Source organism: Proteus sp. Marseille-Q3619, from assembly GCF_965283115.1.
In genome coordinates, this window is record NZ_CBDIMP010000001.1 from 3,975,249 (window position 1) to 3,990,770 (window position 15,522).

Consider the following 15,522-nt stretch of genomic DNA (forward strand, 5'->3'; position numbering starts at 1 on the left):
AACCTCTTGTGTTTTTCTAATGATTAAACCCTACAGTTAAACTGATGGCGGAGTACTATAACGCGTTAAAGCCCTAAAGTTCAATTTTACTACGCCTTTAACAGTTCAATAAATCATGTCGTGCAGATAATATCTCTATTAACTATACTCTATTGTAACAAACAATAGGGAGGGAAAATCAAATGCAAGAACAATTAGAATTTTTTGATATTCCTAGTCCTTGTATTGGGCGTTGTGAAATGAATGCGCAAGGATATTGCGTTGGGTGCTATCGCAGTCGCCAAGAGCGGTTTAATTGGTCAACAATGAATCAACAAGAGAAAAGAAATATATTACGACTTTGTCAGCAACGTTATTTAAGAACATTAAAAAAACTGAGTTCTTCAATTGAAAGAGAAAATGATCAACTCAATTTATTTTAAATGTGCTACTTATTTTTTAATATTAAAATAATAATTAACTATCTTTTTAATTCATTATTGTTATTTATTGTAGTTATGTGGTTTATTATTTTTTCTTTATTAATATAAAGTTATAACTTTAAAGTGTTATTGCTCTATTTTTATTTGCAATCAATTGATAAAAATGGTTTTTTTCTTGGTTTTAGTGTTGGATTTAAAATAATAATAATTATTATGTAAAAAAATATAGATTAGTTTTTATAACAAGGTTATTCTTTATGAACTTTCATTGCTAGAAAGAAAAGCTTTAATTATATCTGGAAAATAATTACTTATCTAATAAATGGGGTTATAACTATATTAGTTATTAAAGGTAATGTTTTAATTAAAAAGAATAGGTAAATATTGTATTAAAAATGAATATCTAAACTTTGTAATAAGTTGACTGAAAATGCTAATTAAGGAGAGATAAGTGGAATCAACATTAGGAGCTGATTTAGCGCGTTTAGTTCGATTATGGCGTGCTTTAATTGATCATCGTCTCAAACCATTAAAATTAACCCAAACCCACTGGGTTACTTTGTACAATATCAGCCAATTACCTCCAGATCAGTCACAAATCCAATTGGCAAAAGCAATAGGGATCGAGCAACCGTCTTTAGTGAGAACCTTAGATCAACTGGAAGAAAAAAGCTGATATGTCGGCATACATGTGCAAATGATCGTAGAGCAAAACGTATAAAATTAACAAAAGAATCTGAGCCTTTTATTAATGAGGTTTATACTGTTATAGAAAAAACGAGACGAGAAATATTAGGTGGTATCCAACTAGACGAAATCGAAAGGCTAATAGGTACAATCCAAAAATTAGAAAAAAATATAAATAGGTTAAATGACTAATAATTTCAAATTTAATATATATTCTATTTAAATAAGATTAATGACATGATAATAACTATACTCTAAATAATTTGATGTTCAGCTAGATAACAAGTGAATGAGTCACTAGGGATATATAAAATATGTCACTGGTGCGAGTAAACGATGTCAACAATACTGAAATTTGAAATATGACGAGTATATAACAAAAATCATTATATAATCCTAATTGTCATAACTAGATTATATATTCGTTCTCTCTTTAGGTTACTTATTATTGAGTCATAAAATAAAACAGGCAACTTTAATGTTGCCTGTTTTTTGTTGTTCATTAGCGAGGAGAAACAGTTAAGTTATTTCCGTTGCCAATAACTGCAACACGTTGACCTTGGCTATAAACAGTATTATCTGCTTTTTGAACGATAGCGACAGTTCTACCACTATCTAAACGGACTTCAATTTGAACACCCTTAGTGGTATTTAAAGCGCCTTGTGCTTGTTGTCCTGCCATACCACCTGCTATTGCACCCGCGGCTGTTGCAAGATTACGACCTGTACCACCCCCCACAGTGTTACCTAGCATACCACCAAGAACGGCACCACCGATAGCGCCTAAAATATTCTCATCGCTACCCGCTTGAATATTTACTGCACGCACAGAAACCACTGTACCATAAGTAATATTTTGAGCTTGTTTTGCTTGGCTTGCGGTATAAGTGTCACCAGATAGTGAATTTGTATTCACACAACCAGTAAGTACAGTCATTGTAAAAAGACCAATAAGTAAATGCTTAAACATAGTCACTCCTAAAGAAAATCTGAGGTAAATTGTTCAGATTATACCAATGTTATCTAGTATCAGTTATAGCTCGTTTTTTGCGTATGTCGACACTGATTTTAATAATATATAGCTTACTATATAGTAAAGGCCGATCGTAAAAACAGAAGAGATTTCTGAAAAAAGAGAATATAACATTATATGTTAAAAATTTGCATCATCTTGATTATAAGGAAAAGAACATGATAGCAGGGCGGTACATTGGCGTGATGTCTGGCACAAGCTTAGATGGTGTTGATGTTGTATTAGCTGCAATCAATAATAAGTTCGTAGCACAACAAGAAAATCACTTTCTGCCTTATCCACAAAATCTACGCCAACGAATTTTAGCTGTTTGCCAAGGGCAACCTACTACCTTGCATGAAATCGGCCTATTAGATGCCCAACTGGGCGAACTTTATGCGCAAGCAATTATAGAGTTACTCGCAAAAGTAAAACTTAGCGCGAGTGATATTACGGCGATAGGGTGTCATGGACAAACCGTTTGGCATGAGCCAGAAAGTGATATGCCATTTACTATGCAAATTGGTGACAACAACCGTGTTGCTGCACTCACAGGAATTACGACAGTTGGTGATTTTCGTCGCAGAGATATTGCTTATGGCGGACAAGGTGCACCTTTAGTACCCGCTTTTCATCTTGCCGTGTTAGGACACTCTGTTGAAAAACGTGTTATTTTAAATATTGGTGGTATTGCCAATATCTCATTGTTATTACCTGGTATTGCAGTCAAAGGCTACGATACAGGACCCGGAAATATGCTATTAGATAGTTGGAATTGGATCCATAACCAAACACCCTATGATGATAATGGTAAATGGGCTGCTACCGGCACTGTAAACGCAACTTTATTGAAAGATATGCTTTCAGATCCTTATTTTTCGCGTTCAGCACCTAAAAGTACAGGGCGAGAATATTTTAATACACAATGGCTAAATTACCATTTAGCAAGAGTACCTAATGTTTTTCCTGAAGATGTACAAGCCACTTTAGTTGAATTAACCGCGATAAGTATTGTGCAACAGATCCAATTAAACGGTGGATGTGAACGTTTACTCGTTTGTGGTGGTGGAGCGAGAAATGGACAAATTATGCATCGTTTAGCTTCATTATTACCAGGTACAGAAGTCGCAACAACGGATAAATATGGTTTAAGTGGCGATGATATGGAAGCGTTGGCATTTGCTTGGTTAGCCGCTCGAACTATTGCAAATGAATCAGGGAATTTGCCTTCTGTAACAGGGGCATCAAGAGAAACCGTTTTAGGGGCGATTTACCCTACAAATCCTCGTTAAGCGTGATATGCTGAACGCAGTTTCTCAAAAGAGAGAGTGAAAAATGACAGAACTTGATTTTATTGATGTTGCAGATTTACGCCGTGAATATATGAAAGGCGGATTACGACGTCATGAATTAACAGAAGAGCCATTAGTCTTGTTCGAAAAGTGGTTAAAACAGGCTTGTGAAGCACGTTTAAGCGATCCTACTGCCATGTGTGTCGCCACAGTTGATGAAAATGGACAACCCTATCAACGTATCGTGTTACTAAAACACTTTGATGAGAAAGGGCTCGTGTTCTATACCAATTTGGGTAGCCGCAAAGCCAGTCATTTAGAGCATAACCAAAAAATCAGTCTGTTGTTTCCTTGGTATCCCTTGGAAAGACAAGTTTGCTTTTTAGGTAAAGCAGAGAGGCTCTCTTCACTCGAAGTGATTAAATATTTTCATAGTCGTCCTAAAGATAGTCAAATTGCAGCGTGGGCTTCTCAACAGTCTTCTCGCATTTCCGCAAGAGGCGTATTAGAAAGTAAATTTCTGGAATTAAAACAGAAATTCCAAAATGGAGAAGTGCCATTACCGAGTTTCTGGGGTGGATATCGTGTGACATTTGATTCTGTTGAGTTTTGGCAAGGACGAGAAAATCGTCTACACGATCGCTTTATCTACCAAAAATCACCACAAGGATGGGACATTGAGCGATTAGCACCTTAATGCTGTGTTAATAAATTTGCCTCAAAAAGTCTTTTTCTACTGGTACTTAATGTAGTGGCGCTTTATGCTATACCACTTGTGTTTCACTTATATTTTAATAGACAAAAAAACAATAAACCGATGGAGTCATTGATGTCTAGCAAGAACCTAATCACACAATTGCAGGAGCGTGGGCTAATCGCTCAGGTCACGGATGAGGCAGCTTTAGTAGAGCGTTTGGAGCAAGGTCCTATCGCTCTCTATTGTGGCTTCGATCCTACCGCTGATAGCCTGCACTTGGGGCATTTGGTTCCTTTGCTGTGTTTAAAACGATTCCAACTAGCCGGGCATAAGCCTGTGGCGTTGGTGGGTGGTGCAACGGGTCTAATTGGTGATCCTAGTTTTAAAGCCACTGAGCGCAAACTGAATACCCAAGATACTGTTCACGAATGGGTAGAAAAAATTCGTAAACAAGTGTCACCTTTCTTAGATTTCAACAGTGGTGAAAACAGTGCGGAATTAGCAAACAACTATGACTGGTTTGGTCAAATGGATGTGCTGACATTCCTGCGTGATATCGGTAAACACTTCTCTGTGAACCAAATGATCAACAAAGAAGCGGTTAAACAACGTTTAAACCGTGACGATGTGGGTATCTCTTTTACTGAATTTGCCTATAACCTATTACAAGCTTATGACTTTGCGTCATTAAATACGCATTTAGGTGTTGAATTACAGATCGGTGGCTCTGATCAGTGGGGTAATATCACTTCAGGTATCGATTTAACCCGTCGTTTCAATCAGAAACAAGTATTTGGTATGACTGTACCATTAATTACTAAATCTGATGGAACTAAATTCGGTAAGACAGAAGGCGGTGCGGTTTGGTTAGATCCTAAGAAAACAAGCCCATACAAATTCTACCAATTCTGGATCAATACAGCAGATGCTGACGTTTATCGCTTCTTAAAATTCTTCACATTTATGAGCATTGAAGAAATTAATGCACTTGAAGAAGAAGATAAAAATAGCGGTCAAGCGCCTCGTGCTCAACGTGTATTAGCAGAACTGGTTACTGGTTTAGTTCATGGTGAAGAAGGTTTAATCGCAGCTAAACGTATTACAGAAAGCTTATTCTCTGGTGCAATTGCAGACTTAACACAAGCTGACCTTGAGCAATTAGCACAAGATGGTATGCCAACAATTGAGTTAGAAAAAGGCAGTGATTTGCAACAAGCACTGGTTAACGCAGAATTAGTTCCTTCTCGCGGTCAGGCTCGTACAATGATTGGCTCTAACGCAGTTTCAATTAATGGCGAAAAACAAGACAATCCTGAATACGTCTTTGAAGAAAAAGATTTCTTATTTGGTCATTACTCCATTTTGCGTCGCGGTAAAAAACATTACTGCCTCGTTATCTGGAAATAATTGACAGTAAAGGGCAGCCGGTGAGTTGCCCTTTTTCTTAATAACAATAAATAAACGTATATACCTCGCCTATGATGATAAAGCTTGGGTGTTGTGTGTATTCACAATAATCGGTTTATGTCATGAAAAATATACTCTCTATTCAGTCACATGTTGTTTTCGGTCATGCAGGTAACAGCGCCTCTGAGTTTCCAATGCGTCGTATGGGGGTAAATGTTTGGCCTCTAAATACAGTGCAATTTTCAAATCACACACAATATCCAGAAAAATGGACTGGCTGCGTCATGTCAGCAGAACATATTACTGAGATTGTTGATGGTATTGCCGCAATTGGTAAACTTTCACAATGTGATGCCGTACTAAGTGGTTATTTGGGATCGGCTGAACAAGGTTTACGCATTGTTGATATCGTTAAAAAAGTAAAACAAGCGAACCCTAACGCCTGGTATTTTTGTGATCCTGTAATGGGACATCCTGAAAAAGGGTGTATCGTGCCGCCAGAAGTATCTGGTGTACTGTGTGAAGAAGCGTTACCTATCAGCGATATCATTGCGCCTAATTTGTTAGAACTTGAAACATTAAGTGGTGGCAAAGCCCTTCATAATGTTGATGAATGTGTGAAAGCCGCTCGTGAATTGTGCAAACAAGGTCCAAAAGTCGTATTAGTAAAACACTTATCACGCGCTGGATATCGTCATGATCGCTTTGAAATGCTGCTAGTTACCGCAGAACATAGTTGGCATGTGAGCCGTCCATTAGTTGATTTTGGTGAGCGTCAACCTGTGGGTGTCGGTGATTTAACCAGTGGTTTAATGCTAGTGGATTTACTTAAAGGTGTTGAATTACAAACTGCATTAGAACACGTTGCCGCGGCAGTTTATGAAGTGATGCTAAAAACGAAAGAGATGAATGAGTACGAACTGCAACTTGTTGCTGCTCAAGATCAAATGGTGCATCCAACACACAGATTCTGCGCAACACAGATAGATTAAACCACACAAATCCTAAGAAAAGAAAAAGCGGATATGAATATTGCGTCCGCTTTTTTATTGTATTAAGTTTATTTTTTATTACGTTTTAACTTACTCTTTAATTAACCCTTCAGTGACCAGTGCGCTATGTACATTAGGGCGTTGTGCAATACGCTTTAGGTAATCTTGCAGATGTGTTAAGTCAGTTAAATCTAAACCGACATGCGGTGCCCATTGGCTTAATGTAAACAAATAGGCATCAATAACCGTAAAATGCTCACCACATGCACATTTTTGCTTGCTTAATACATCATTAATATAAGCAAATTTACTTTTTAATTTAGTTTTAATAACAGCCACATAGCTTTCAGGTGTATCTGGTGAAAATAGAGGGCTATAGCCTTTATGTACTTCACTGGCAAGAAAGTTTAACCACTCAATTTGATGGTAACGTTCTAGCGATTTTGGCGGTGCAATTAAATTCCTATCTGGTTTTAAGTCTGCAAGGTATTGAACAATTGCAACACCTTCAGTCAAAATATCACCATTATCTAATTGAAGAACAGGGACTTGGCCTTTTGGGTTGATGGTTAGAAAATCTTTCCCCGATTCTGTTTTCTTAGCACGTAAGTCGATGCGCTCTATTGAAAAATCTAAACCGGTTTCACGTAAAACGATATGAGGGGAAAGCGAGCAACTACCTGGCGTGTAGTACAATTTCATATTGAATAGCTCCCTATCAATGAGGTGGTGAATTAACTTACAGATATCAGAATATCTTCACTAATATAAGATGATAAGAGGTTCTAAGAAATTAGCAAACTCAAATGGTGCGAATAAAAAAGGCTTTTGTAAATCTGTGAACAAGGCAGTTAATTGATGAAAATACACGAAAACAAATGCCCCTTATATTAATAGGATATAAGACGTCTTCAATTATGACTCTTCAAAGGAGGGTAAAAAAGAAATATCAAGGTAATAGATTTTTGGATTTCGTTTATCAACATAGACTGTAACAAGCTCTTTATTAATATAAGGCGTGGGATCAAAAAAGATATAACCACTTTTATAACGAATTAATCGATTGTTTAATGTATCATGATAATCAGCAATAATTTGATAGGGAGAACGGTGATTAAAACGAATATGACTATTAATAATAATTTCGGATATTTTTACATTGATAGGCATCCCATCACGTTTTAGTCGTTGATCCCTTGTTGCTCTTCTTCTGATAAAATACAAAGGGATAAGCCCTGTTGATGCAAATACCAATCCAAAAATACTTAATATAGTACCCGCGCCATATAAGCCTAAAAAATTGTTTATTGTTGCTCTTTGTGGATCACTTGGAAGATAAATAACGTTAATCTTTTCACCAAGATAAAAGCGGGATTGATTGCCACCTTCCGGTGAGCGAAACGTTATTTCTCTATTATCTTCAGTATTAAATCGAATAATAGGGTGATAAATACTTCTATCATCCGAAGATTTACTCACACTTTGGTCAATAACAACACCTGTTGTCTCTATTCCATTTCTTACTACATTTAATTCAGATTTAATAACAAACAACGCCACAACAAAAATAATTGCACCAATAAGAGCAAAAATATAAAACAGAAATCTAAATTTCTTCATACATTAAGTCCTTTTATTAATAGGTGATTATTTTAGCGCTAGTATAAAAAAAAGATTATAGGAATAAGCTAAAAAATAGAAGAAAAAAATCAATTAAAAAGTAAGGATAAATAGCAGCATTGTTATAATAAAAAAGCCAGCCTTAACAGTAAGACTGGCTTCTATTTATTTATAGAACAGAATTATTTTAATTCTAATTCATTCATTGCAGCGATGCTGAAACCACCATCTACGTGAATGATTTCACCTGTGATACCACCAGATAAGTCAGAGCATAAGAATGCGGCTGTATTACCCACATCTTCCGTTGTTACAGTACGACGCAGAGGAGTTACTGACTCGCAATGGCTTAACATTTTACGGAAATCTTTGATACCAGATGCCGCTAATGTACGGATCGGACCTGCTGAGATACCGTTAACACGAATACCTTCAGGACCCATAGCATTTGCCATATAACGAACGTTAGCTTCTAAAGAGGCTTTCGCAAGACCCATAACGTTATAGTTAGGGATCGCACGTTCAGCACCTAAATAAGTCAGAGTTAATAGAGCTGAATTTGGATTTAGCATTTCACGGCTTGCTTTCGCCATAGCAACGAAGCTGTATGCACTGATATCGTGAGCAATTTTAAAGCCTTCACGAGTTACGGCATTAACGTAGTCGCCATCTAATTGGTCAGCAGGAGCAAAACCGATAGAGTGAACAAAACCATCGTATTTTGGCCAAACTTTTGCAAGTTCTGCGTACATGGTATCGATGCTTTCGTCTTTTGACACATCACACTCTAATACGATATTTGAGTCTAATGATGCTGCAAATTCTTCAACGCGTGGTTTCAGTTTTTCATTTTGGTAAGTAAATGCAAGTTCTGCACCTTGGTCACGCATAGCTTTGGCAATACCATAAGCAATTGATAATTTACTAGCAACACCAGTAATAAGAATGCGTTTGCCGGTCATAAAGCCCATAGCTGTATCCTTGTTTTTTCGTAAATCGCGATAATAACATCATTCACAGTTTTATTTATCTGTTAGGTTATCACGCTTATTGTTAATAAACGTGGCTGATTCTACCACGACATTTGTAAATTTGTTTAATTTCCCTAGCACCTCCGAGGAGTTAAGGGAAAAGGGTGAAATAATGTGCAATCAACATTATGCTTATATTGTTTACACTTAAGTCAAATCTTGACGCCAAGCTTCTGCTGTTAAGGCTTCACCAAAGTGACTTGCTACCAATCTTCGAGTAACTTCATGTAATGGTGACGCAAGGACTTCTGCTGTATTACCACGTTCAACGACTTCGCCATTATCCATCACTATGATTTTATCGCTAATATGTTTTGTCATGCCTAAGTTTTGTGTCACATAAATATAGGCAATATCATGGGTTTCTTGCAGTTCTAACATCAAGTTTATTATTTGTGAGCGTAAAGACATATCCAGCGAAGCTATTGCCTCATCGGCAATAATGACTTGAGGTTGTAATATCAATGCTCGTGCAAGCGCAATTCGTTGGCGCTGACCTGATGCAAACATATGAGGATAATAGTTTGCATGTTCAGGTAAAAGACCCACTTGGCGTAATGTTTGATAAATTCGTTTTTCACGCTCAATCGCACTTAAGTCTGTATTCAGGCGTAAAGGGATCTCTAATGTTTGACCAATACGCTGGCGCGGGTTTAATGAGTTGGTGGGATCTTGAAATATCATTCTAATTCGCTGACTACGATAAGGGTAATCACCAAAAGTCAGTTGATGCCCATTAATAAAAATATCGCCACCCGTAGGCTCTGTCACACCTGATAACATTCTCGCTAGTGTAGATTTTCCCGAACCATTAGCGCCAATAATAGCTAAAGTTTGCTTGGGTTCTAGCGTAAAACTCACAGGTTTTACGGCTTCTAACTGCTGACGCCGAAATAATCCGGTACGATAGCGAAATGTTTTTGATAGATTTTTCACCTCAAGCAGCTTATCGAACATCAGTTGGCTCCACATTTAACGGAAAATGACAAGCCACGGCATGGTTTTTAAATAAACGTAACCTAGGTGCTTCAATACATTGTCGCTGCGCATAAGGGCAGCGAGGTCCTAAGCGGCACCCCACAGGTAAATGCTCAAGAGAGGGGATTGCGCCGGGTAATGTATTTAAACGGCTCTTATGTGCCAATGAGTTGGTAAAATCGGGAATAGAGCGGATCAAAGCCTGAGTATAAGGGTGATAAGGTGTCACTAATAACTCGTCAGGGGATGCTGTTTCGACGGTTTGACCACAATACATAACCGTAATTTTATTCGCCAATTTGCTCATCCATTGCAAATCATGGCTAATCAACAAAATGGTCATATTGTTATTTTGATTAAGTCGAGTCAGTAAACGAAAAATTTGGGTTTGTGTTGCCGGCTCCATAGCGTTAGTCGGTTCATCCGCAATCAGCAATCGAGGCTGATTTGCAATGGCAATGGCAATCATCACCTTTTGGCATTCACCCTCGGTTAATTCATAAGGATAACTGCGCATAATATCTTTGTGATCTTTAATACCTACACGGTGCAATAGTTCAATTGCGCGACGCTTTCGCCAATGAAAGCGTTGCCACCAATGGCCTTTAAAAGTCCAACCAGGAATTGCCTGTATAAGTTGCTGCTCAATTTTTGTAGCAGGATCAAGACAAGATTGTGGCTCTTGGAAAATCATTGAAACATTATGACCAATGACACGGCGTCTAGCTCTTGGTGATAATTTAAGTAAGTCGATATCATCAAAACGAAAGCGATCGGCTGTCACACTGATATTATCTTTTGTAACGCCACAAATCGCTTTTGCAATTAAGCTTTTACCCGACCCTGATTCACCAACAAGACCTCTCACTTCACCTTCATTTAAGGTTATAGAAACACGATCTACCGCTTTTACTGGACCATCGGGTGTCATAAATTCAATGGTTAAATTGCGTATATCTAATAAAGGCATTATTCAACTCCCTCATTTATTGCACGCTGTAAACCATCACCTAAAAGGTTCACCAGTAAAACGCTTATCATAATTGTGGCGCCCGGAATTAAGACTGTCCAAGGAGCAACATATATTAACTCTAACGAATCACCTAACATCGCTCCCCATTCTGGTGAAGGAAGTTGGGCACCTAAATTGAGAAAACCTAATGCTGTAATATCAAGAATAGCAATTGAGAAAGCGCGTGTTAATTCAGAAACTAATACAGGCGTAATATTAGGCAGTACGGTATACCATAAAATGGAAATGTTCGATGCACCATCAAGTCGAGAAGCAATAACATACTCTTTGTTTAATTCATCATTAACCGCAGAGTAAATCATTCTGACTAAACGCGGTAACAGCGCCAGCCAAATCGCTATCATCGCATGACCAAGACTTGTTCCAACAAAAGCCACAACAATAATAGCAAGCAGTAGGGATGGAATTGATAACAGGGTATCTAATATATGATTGAGAATAGCGGATTTTAAGCCATGAGTCATACCTGCAAAACAACCGATAATTAATCCCATCAGTGTCGCTGCAAAAGTAACAATAAATGCACCACCAAAGGTCATGCTTGTACCAATTAAAATTCGGCTGAATACATCACGTCCTAAATCATCTGTACCAAAGAAATAAGAGACATTGCCGTTTTGATACCAAGATGGTGGAGTGAGTTGATGGCCAAAAAATTGTTGGTCGAGTGCATAAGGCGCAATATAAGGGCCTATAATACTGAGCACTAAGAGAAAAAGAACGCCATAAAACCCTACCATTGAGATAACGTCTTTAGAAAAACATTGCCAAATCACCGCAGCGGGTGTGGGTGTTTTTTTCTCTTTATAAAATTGGCTATCTAAAGGCATATCCCACCTTGTGTTTCATTGGGTTGCTCATTGCGCCCACAATATCTGATAAAACGTTGACAATAATGACCATTGAACCCACCAACATTACACCAGCTGAAATAGCAGAGTAATCTTGTTGACGGATTGCTGTAACCAACCAACGACCAAGCCCCGGCCAGTTAAATACAATTTCTGTTACCATAGTTAGCGTAAGCATGGTGGAGAACTGTAAGCCTAATTTAGGGATGATTGGAGGTAAAGCATTATGAAGAATATGGCGACGAATAATTGTAAAACGTGAAAGACCTCGAGTTGCGGCTGCTTTCACGTAGTTCTCTGACATAATTTCTTCCGTACTGTTTCGCATTAATCGAATAACTTCGGTTGTTGGCGCAATAGCCAGAGTTATTACAGGTAAAATTAAATGCTGTAATACATTAATGATCATTTGTTGACGATAAGGTGAATCAGATAACCACGCATCCACTAATGCAATGCCTGTAATAGGCTGCAAGTTATAAAGCAAATCAATACGGCCTGAAACAGGTAGCCAACCCAATTTTAGTGAGAAGAAAAGCGTTAGCAGCAATGCAAGTCCAAATACTGGCACAGAGAAACCTAAAAGCGCGAAGTTACTGATAATAATATCAGCGGATTTATTACGCCAAACTCCCGCAATAATACCAGCAGGAATACCTACAATAAGGGCAAAAAGAAAAGCTAATGTACAAAGCTCCATGGTCGCTGGAAGTGCCTCTACTAATTGCGCTTTGATAGGTTCACCATTGATAGAGGAAATACCAAAATCAAAATGGATCATATTATGGGCATAAAAAAAGTAGGCATCGGTGAGTGATGCACCACTTAACGGGGCATTTGGTGTGTAATAACTTAGGCTAAAGCTCACTAGCGACAAAAAGAACAGTGTCACAAGCAATAAAAGCAATCGACGTATTGAATAAATAATCATGGATTATTTTATAGCCTCTTTCTTGTGATTTTGTTCGTCTACTTCTGCCTCTCGATAAACACCAGCAAAAGACGCATTACCAAAAGTACTCAATACCAATCCTTTAATATCATAACGATATGCTTGCATACGTAAAGAGTTTGCTAAAGGCAACACTGGTAACTCTTGAGCAAGAATATCTTGAGCTTCATGATAATAATCCATTCTTGAAGCAAGTTGCTGACTATAAAGCGCTTTTTTCAAAATATCATCAAAGTTAGGTAAACACCAATGACTTAAGTTAGTTTGTGAGCCAATGGCTGCACAGCTAAAGAGAGGACGGAAAAAACTATCAGGATCGTTACTGTCAGTTGACCAACCAGATAAGGTCATATCATGAGTGCGATCCATCATACTCGTTTCTTGATATCGTCCTTCAATAGGACGAATGCTCATTTGAATACCCACTTGCGCTAAGTCTGCTTGAATAAGTTCCGCCATTTTTAATGGGCTTGGATTATAAGATTGTGAGGCGCTAGGTACCCAAAGATTTAATTTCAGCCCATCAAGGCCTAGCTCTTTAAGAATTTGTTTCGATTTCTCAGGATTATATTCTGTAATTTTTGCTCGGTTATCATAAGCCCAAGATGCGCGAGGAAGCACTGATGCTGCCGTTTCTGCCGTACCATAATAAATAGATTCCATTAAACGTTCGTTGTTAATGGCATAAGCAATAGCTTGACGAACTTTAAGATCATTTAGGGGTGGTTTGCTGGTGTTAAAGGCTAAATAAGCGATATTCATACCAGAACGCAACGTTAATCTTAGTCGTGGATCGTCACGTAAGACTTTTAATTGGCTTGCGGCAGGATAGGCTAAAACATCACATTCACCAGTGAGTAATTTAGATATACGGCCTGTACCACCTGCACCCATATCAATAACAATCTGTTGCATTTTGGGTTGGCCTTTCCAGTAATCTTTATTTCTAAATAAACGAACAAATTGCCCTGGTTGATATTCATCTAAAAAGAAAGGGCCTGTTCCTACTGGTTTCCAATCAAGCTGTGTTTGATCGCCTGATTTTTCTAAATTTTGGGCGTATTCGGCAGAAAGAATAGGGGCGTAATGTGTTGCTAAATGCCATAGAAAAGAGGCGTCAGGCTCTTTTAAGCTAAATTCTACCGTGTATTGACCTAGTCTTTTTATCGATTGGATATTATTGGCAAAACTTAAGCTGTCAAAATAGGGGTATTTCCCGCCATTAATTTGATTGAAAGGATTTTGTGGATTGATCATCCTTTCAAAACTAAAAATAACATCATCAGCGGTAAGTTTACGTGTTGGTGTGAACCAAGATGTTTGTTGAAAGGAGACATTTTTACGTAAATAAAAGCGGTATGTCGCGCCGTTATCTAATGTTTCCCATCGAGCTGCAATTTCAGGGATCAGGCGATAAGTGTAAGGGTCGACATCTAAAAGACGGTCATAGAGCTGTGCAGCTAGAGGATCAATAATTAATCCACTACTTGATAGTTGTGGATTAAAGGTATTTACACTGCCATCAACACAGTAAACAAAGCCATTTTGATTAATTGGAGTTGGCTCAAGCGTTATAGATGGTGCTTGTGTTTTTGGTGCTACATCCGCAATACAAGTTACGCTTGTAAAGGTGAGTAGCAAAGTACCAATAAATAAAATAGGGCGCATAAATAATGTCTTTTAGAGAAACGATTTTGCTATTGTAACTTAAAAAACTTTCTATCCCCAAATAGTCAAAAAAACAAAGTGAGAAAAATTCTCAATAAAATGCTTTACAAATGCTAATGATAAAGATTATCATCCGTATTGTCCTTCGGCGGTAAGAGGTTTTCCGCAGAGGGCACGACATTGCTCACATTGCTTCCAGTATTTACTGTGACCAACACATCATGTGTTGGTCTTTTTTTATATAATATATTCATAATTAATTATAAAAACTGGCTTCACCTGCTGGTCGAGTTTTAAAACGGCGGTGAGCCCATAAATATTGATCTGGTGCTCGCATAATTTCGGTTTCAATCAACTTATTCATTCTATCTGTGTCATTTTGAATATCTTCAGAAGGATAATTAATCAATTCTTTACCAATGATTAAACTGTATTTTTTACCTTTCTGATTTTCATTTCTGACCAAAGTAACAGTTAAAGAAGGTGCCCCTGATAGTTTTGCTAATATAGCAACTCCTTTTGAAGTTGATGTTTTTTCAACAGAAAAGAATGGAGAAAATGTTGTACCTTTTAAACCAAAATCTTGGTCAGGAGCAAACCAAATTGCCTTCCCTTTTTTTAACTCCATAACCATAAACTTTAAGTTGCGTCTATCTATCATGCCCTTATCTGAACGGCATCTTGCTTTAGTTTGGATAAACTCCATCGCTTTATTATTATGTGGTCTATACATCGCATTCACAGGAAAACAGAGCCCCATAATGCGCCCACCCAGCTCTAGAGACATAGAGTGGATACCAATTAATAAAATTCCAGCTTTTTTATCATTTGCATCAGTAAAATTGGAGATCCCTTGTACTTCAAAGAGATTTTTTAATCG

General features: G+C 37.7%; 15 protein-coding genes and 1 pseudogene. 6 read left to right on the forward strand and 10 right to left on the reverse strand.

What is annotated here, in order from left to right:
• The first annotated feature begins 182 nt into the window (after nt 1-182).
• Nucleotides 183-422: a DUF1289 domain-containing protein gene (locus tag ACWPWK_RS18620; protein ID WP_109372412.1), complete on the forward strand. Its 240-nt coding sequence runs from the start codon at nt 183-185 to the stop codon at nt 420-422.
• A gap of 451 nt (nt 423-873) precedes the next feature.
• Nucleotides 874-1,301: pseudogene (gene slyA / locus ACWPWK_RS18625) on the forward strand (transcriptional regulator SlyA).
• 310 nt (nt 1,302-1,611) lie between these two features.
• Here slyA and ACWPWK_RS18630 read toward each other — a convergent pair.
• Complete coding sequence (locus ACWPWK_RS18630) at nt 1,612-2,079, reverse strand: outer membrane lipoprotein (RefSeq protein ID WP_075672187.1); 468 nt, start codon at nt 2,077-2,079, stop codon at nt 1,612-1,614.
• Between the two features lie 221 nt (nt 2,080-2,300).
• Here ACWPWK_RS18630 and anmK point away from each other — a divergent pair, with 221 nt between their 5' ends.
• The 4 genes from anmK (at nt 2,301) to pdxY (ending at nt 6,509) form a co-directional block, all read left to right on the forward strand.
• Nucleotides 2,301-3,413 carry an anhydro-N-acetylmuramic acid kinase gene (anmK, locus tag ACWPWK_RS18635; protein ID WP_109372410.1) on the forward strand — a complete coding sequence of 371 codons (1,113 nt, stop codon included), beginning with the start codon at nt 2,301-2,303 and terminating at the stop codon, nt 3,411-3,413.
• 43 nt (nt 3,414-3,456) lie between these two features.
• Nucleotides 3,457-4,110, forward strand: coding sequence for a pyridoxamine 5'-phosphate oxidase (pdxH, locus tag ACWPWK_RS18640; protein ID WP_109372409.1), 654 nt, complete (start codon nt 3,457-3,459; stop codon nt 4,108-4,110).
• 132 nt (nt 4,111-4,242) lie between these two features.
• On the forward strand, nt 4,243-5,517 hold the full coding sequence (tyrS, locus tag ACWPWK_RS18645) for a tyrosine--tRNA ligase (RefSeq protein ID WP_036913193.1): 1,275 nt from the start codon (nt 4,243-4,245) through the stop codon (nt 5,515-5,517).
• A 122-nt stretch (nt 5,518-5,639) separates the two neighbouring features.
• Nucleotides 5,640-6,509, forward strand: coding sequence for a pyridoxal kinase PdxY (pdxY, locus tag ACWPWK_RS18650; protein ID WP_109372408.1), 870 nt, complete (start codon nt 5,640-5,642; stop codon nt 6,507-6,509).
• A 90-nt stretch (nt 6,510-6,599) separates the two neighbouring features.
• Here pdxY and gstA read toward each other — a convergent pair whose 3' ends face one another.
• From gstA to ACWPWK_RS18695, 9 genes are all read right to left on the reverse strand, one after another.
• Nucleotides 6,600-7,211, reverse strand: coding sequence for a glutathione transferase GstA (gstA, locus tag ACWPWK_RS18655; RefSeq protein WP_109372407.1), 612 nt, complete (start codon nt 7,209-7,211; stop codon nt 6,600-6,602).
• 213 nt (nt 7,212-7,424) lie between these two features.
• The gene (locus ACWPWK_RS18660; protein ID WP_109372406.1) at nt 7,425-8,129 is read right to left on the reverse strand and encodes a DUF3592 domain-containing protein; all 705 of its coding nucleotides are present in this window, start codon (nt 8,127-8,129) and stop codon (nt 7,425-7,427) included.
• Between the two features lie 182 nt (nt 8,130-8,311).
• The gene (gene fabI, locus ACWPWK_RS18665) at nt 8,312-9,100 is read right to left on the reverse strand and encodes an enoyl-ACP reductase FabI (protein WP_072067955.1); all 789 of its coding nucleotides are present in this window, start codon (nt 9,098-9,100) and stop codon (nt 8,312-8,314) included.
• A 207-nt stretch (nt 9,101-9,307) separates the two neighbouring features.
• On the reverse strand, nt 9,308-10,117 hold the full coding sequence (gene sapF / locus ACWPWK_RS18670; RefSeq protein ID WP_023582326.1) for a putrescine export ABC transporter ATP-binding protein SapF: 810 nt from the start codon (nt 10,115-10,117) through the stop codon (nt 9,308-9,310).
• Nucleotides 10,107-11,108 (reverse strand): putrescine export ABC transporter ATP-binding protein SapD, encoded by a 1,002-nt coding sequence (gene sapD, locus ACWPWK_RS18675; RefSeq protein WP_088495738.1) that lies wholly within the window; start codon nt 11,106-11,108, stop codon nt 10,107-10,109. The genes sapF and sapD overlap by 11 nt, the downstream gene beginning before the upstream one ends.
• Nucleotides 11,108-12,001 (reverse strand): putrescine export ABC transporter permease SapC, encoded by an 894-nt coding sequence (gene sapC, locus ACWPWK_RS18680; protein WP_023582324.1) that lies wholly within the window; start codon nt 11,999-12,001, stop codon nt 11,108-11,110. Before sapC ends, sapD begins: the two co-directional genes overlap by 1 nt.
• Nucleotides 11,988-12,953: a putrescine export ABC transporter permease SapB gene (sapB, locus tag ACWPWK_RS18685; RefSeq protein WP_088496042.1), complete on the reverse strand. Its 966-nt coding sequence runs from the start codon at nt 12,951-12,953 to the stop codon at nt 11,988-11,990. Before sapB ends, sapC begins: the two co-directional genes overlap by 14 nt.
• A gap of 3 nt (nt 12,954-12,956) precedes the next feature.
• On the reverse strand, nt 12,957-14,642 hold the full coding sequence (gene sapA, locus ACWPWK_RS18690; RefSeq protein WP_109372405.1) for an ABC transporter substrate-binding protein SapA: 1,686 nt from the start codon (nt 14,640-14,642) through the stop codon (nt 12,957-12,959).
• Nucleotides 14,643-14,898: 256 nt separating this feature from the next.
• The coding region (locus ACWPWK_RS18695; RefSeq protein WP_454209231.1) for an LpxL/LpxP family acyltransferase at nt 14,899-15,522 on the reverse strand (624 nt) is incomplete at its 5' end.

Excerpts from the sequence above, each read along its gene's own strand:
- ACWPWK_RS18620 (WP_109372412.1), top strand. The coding sequence starts at position 183 with ATGCAAGAACAATTAGAATTTTTTGATATTCCTAGTCCTTGTATTGGG.
- pdxH (WP_109372409.1), top strand. The coding sequence starts at position 3,457 with ATGACAGAACTTGATTTTATTGATGTTGCAGATTTACGCCGTGAATAT.
- sapD (WP_088495738.1), bottom strand. The coding sequence starts at position 11,108 with ATGCCTTTATTAGATATACGCAATTTAACCATTGAATTTATGACACCC.
- sapA (WP_109372405.1), bottom strand. The coding sequence starts at position 14,642 with ATGCGCCCTATTTTATTTATTGGTACTTTGCTACTCACCTTTACAAGC.
- ACWPWK_RS18630 (WP_075672187.1), bottom strand. The coding sequence starts at position 2,079 with ATGTTTAAGCATTTACTTATTGGTCTTTTTACAATGACTGTACTTACT.
- ACWPWK_RS18660 (WP_109372406.1), bottom strand. The coding sequence starts at position 8,129 with ATGAAGAAATTTAGATTTCTGTTTTATATTTTTGCTCTTATTGGTGCA.
- fabI (WP_072067955.1), bottom strand. The coding sequence starts at position 9,100 with ATGGGCTTTATGACCGGCAAACGCATTCTTATTACTGGTGTTGCTAGT.
- gstA (WP_109372407.1), bottom strand. The coding sequence starts at position 7,211 with ATGAAATTGTACTACACGCCAGGTAGTTGCTCGCTTTCCCCTCATATC.
- sapF (WP_023582326.1), bottom strand. The coding sequence starts at position 10,117 with ATGTTCGATAAGCTGCTTGAGGTGAAAAATCTATCAAAAACATTTCGC.
- pdxY (WP_109372408.1), top strand. The coding sequence starts at position 5,640 with ATGAAAAATATACTCTCTATTCAGTCACATGTTGTTTTCGGTCATGCA.
- sapB (WP_088496042.1), bottom strand. The coding sequence starts at position 12,953 with ATGATTATTTATTCAATACGTCGATTGCTTTTATTGCTTGTGACACTG.
- tyrS (WP_036913193.1), top strand. The coding sequence starts at position 4,243 with ATGTCTAGCAAGAACCTAATCACACAATTGCAGGAGCGTGGGCTAATC.
- anmK (WP_109372410.1), top strand. The coding sequence starts at position 2,301 with ATGATAGCAGGGCGGTACATTGGCGTGATGTCTGGCACAAGCTTAGAT.
- sapC (WP_023582324.1), bottom strand. The coding sequence starts at position 12,001 with ATGCCTTTAGATAGCCAATTTTATAAAGAGAAAAAAACACCCACACCC.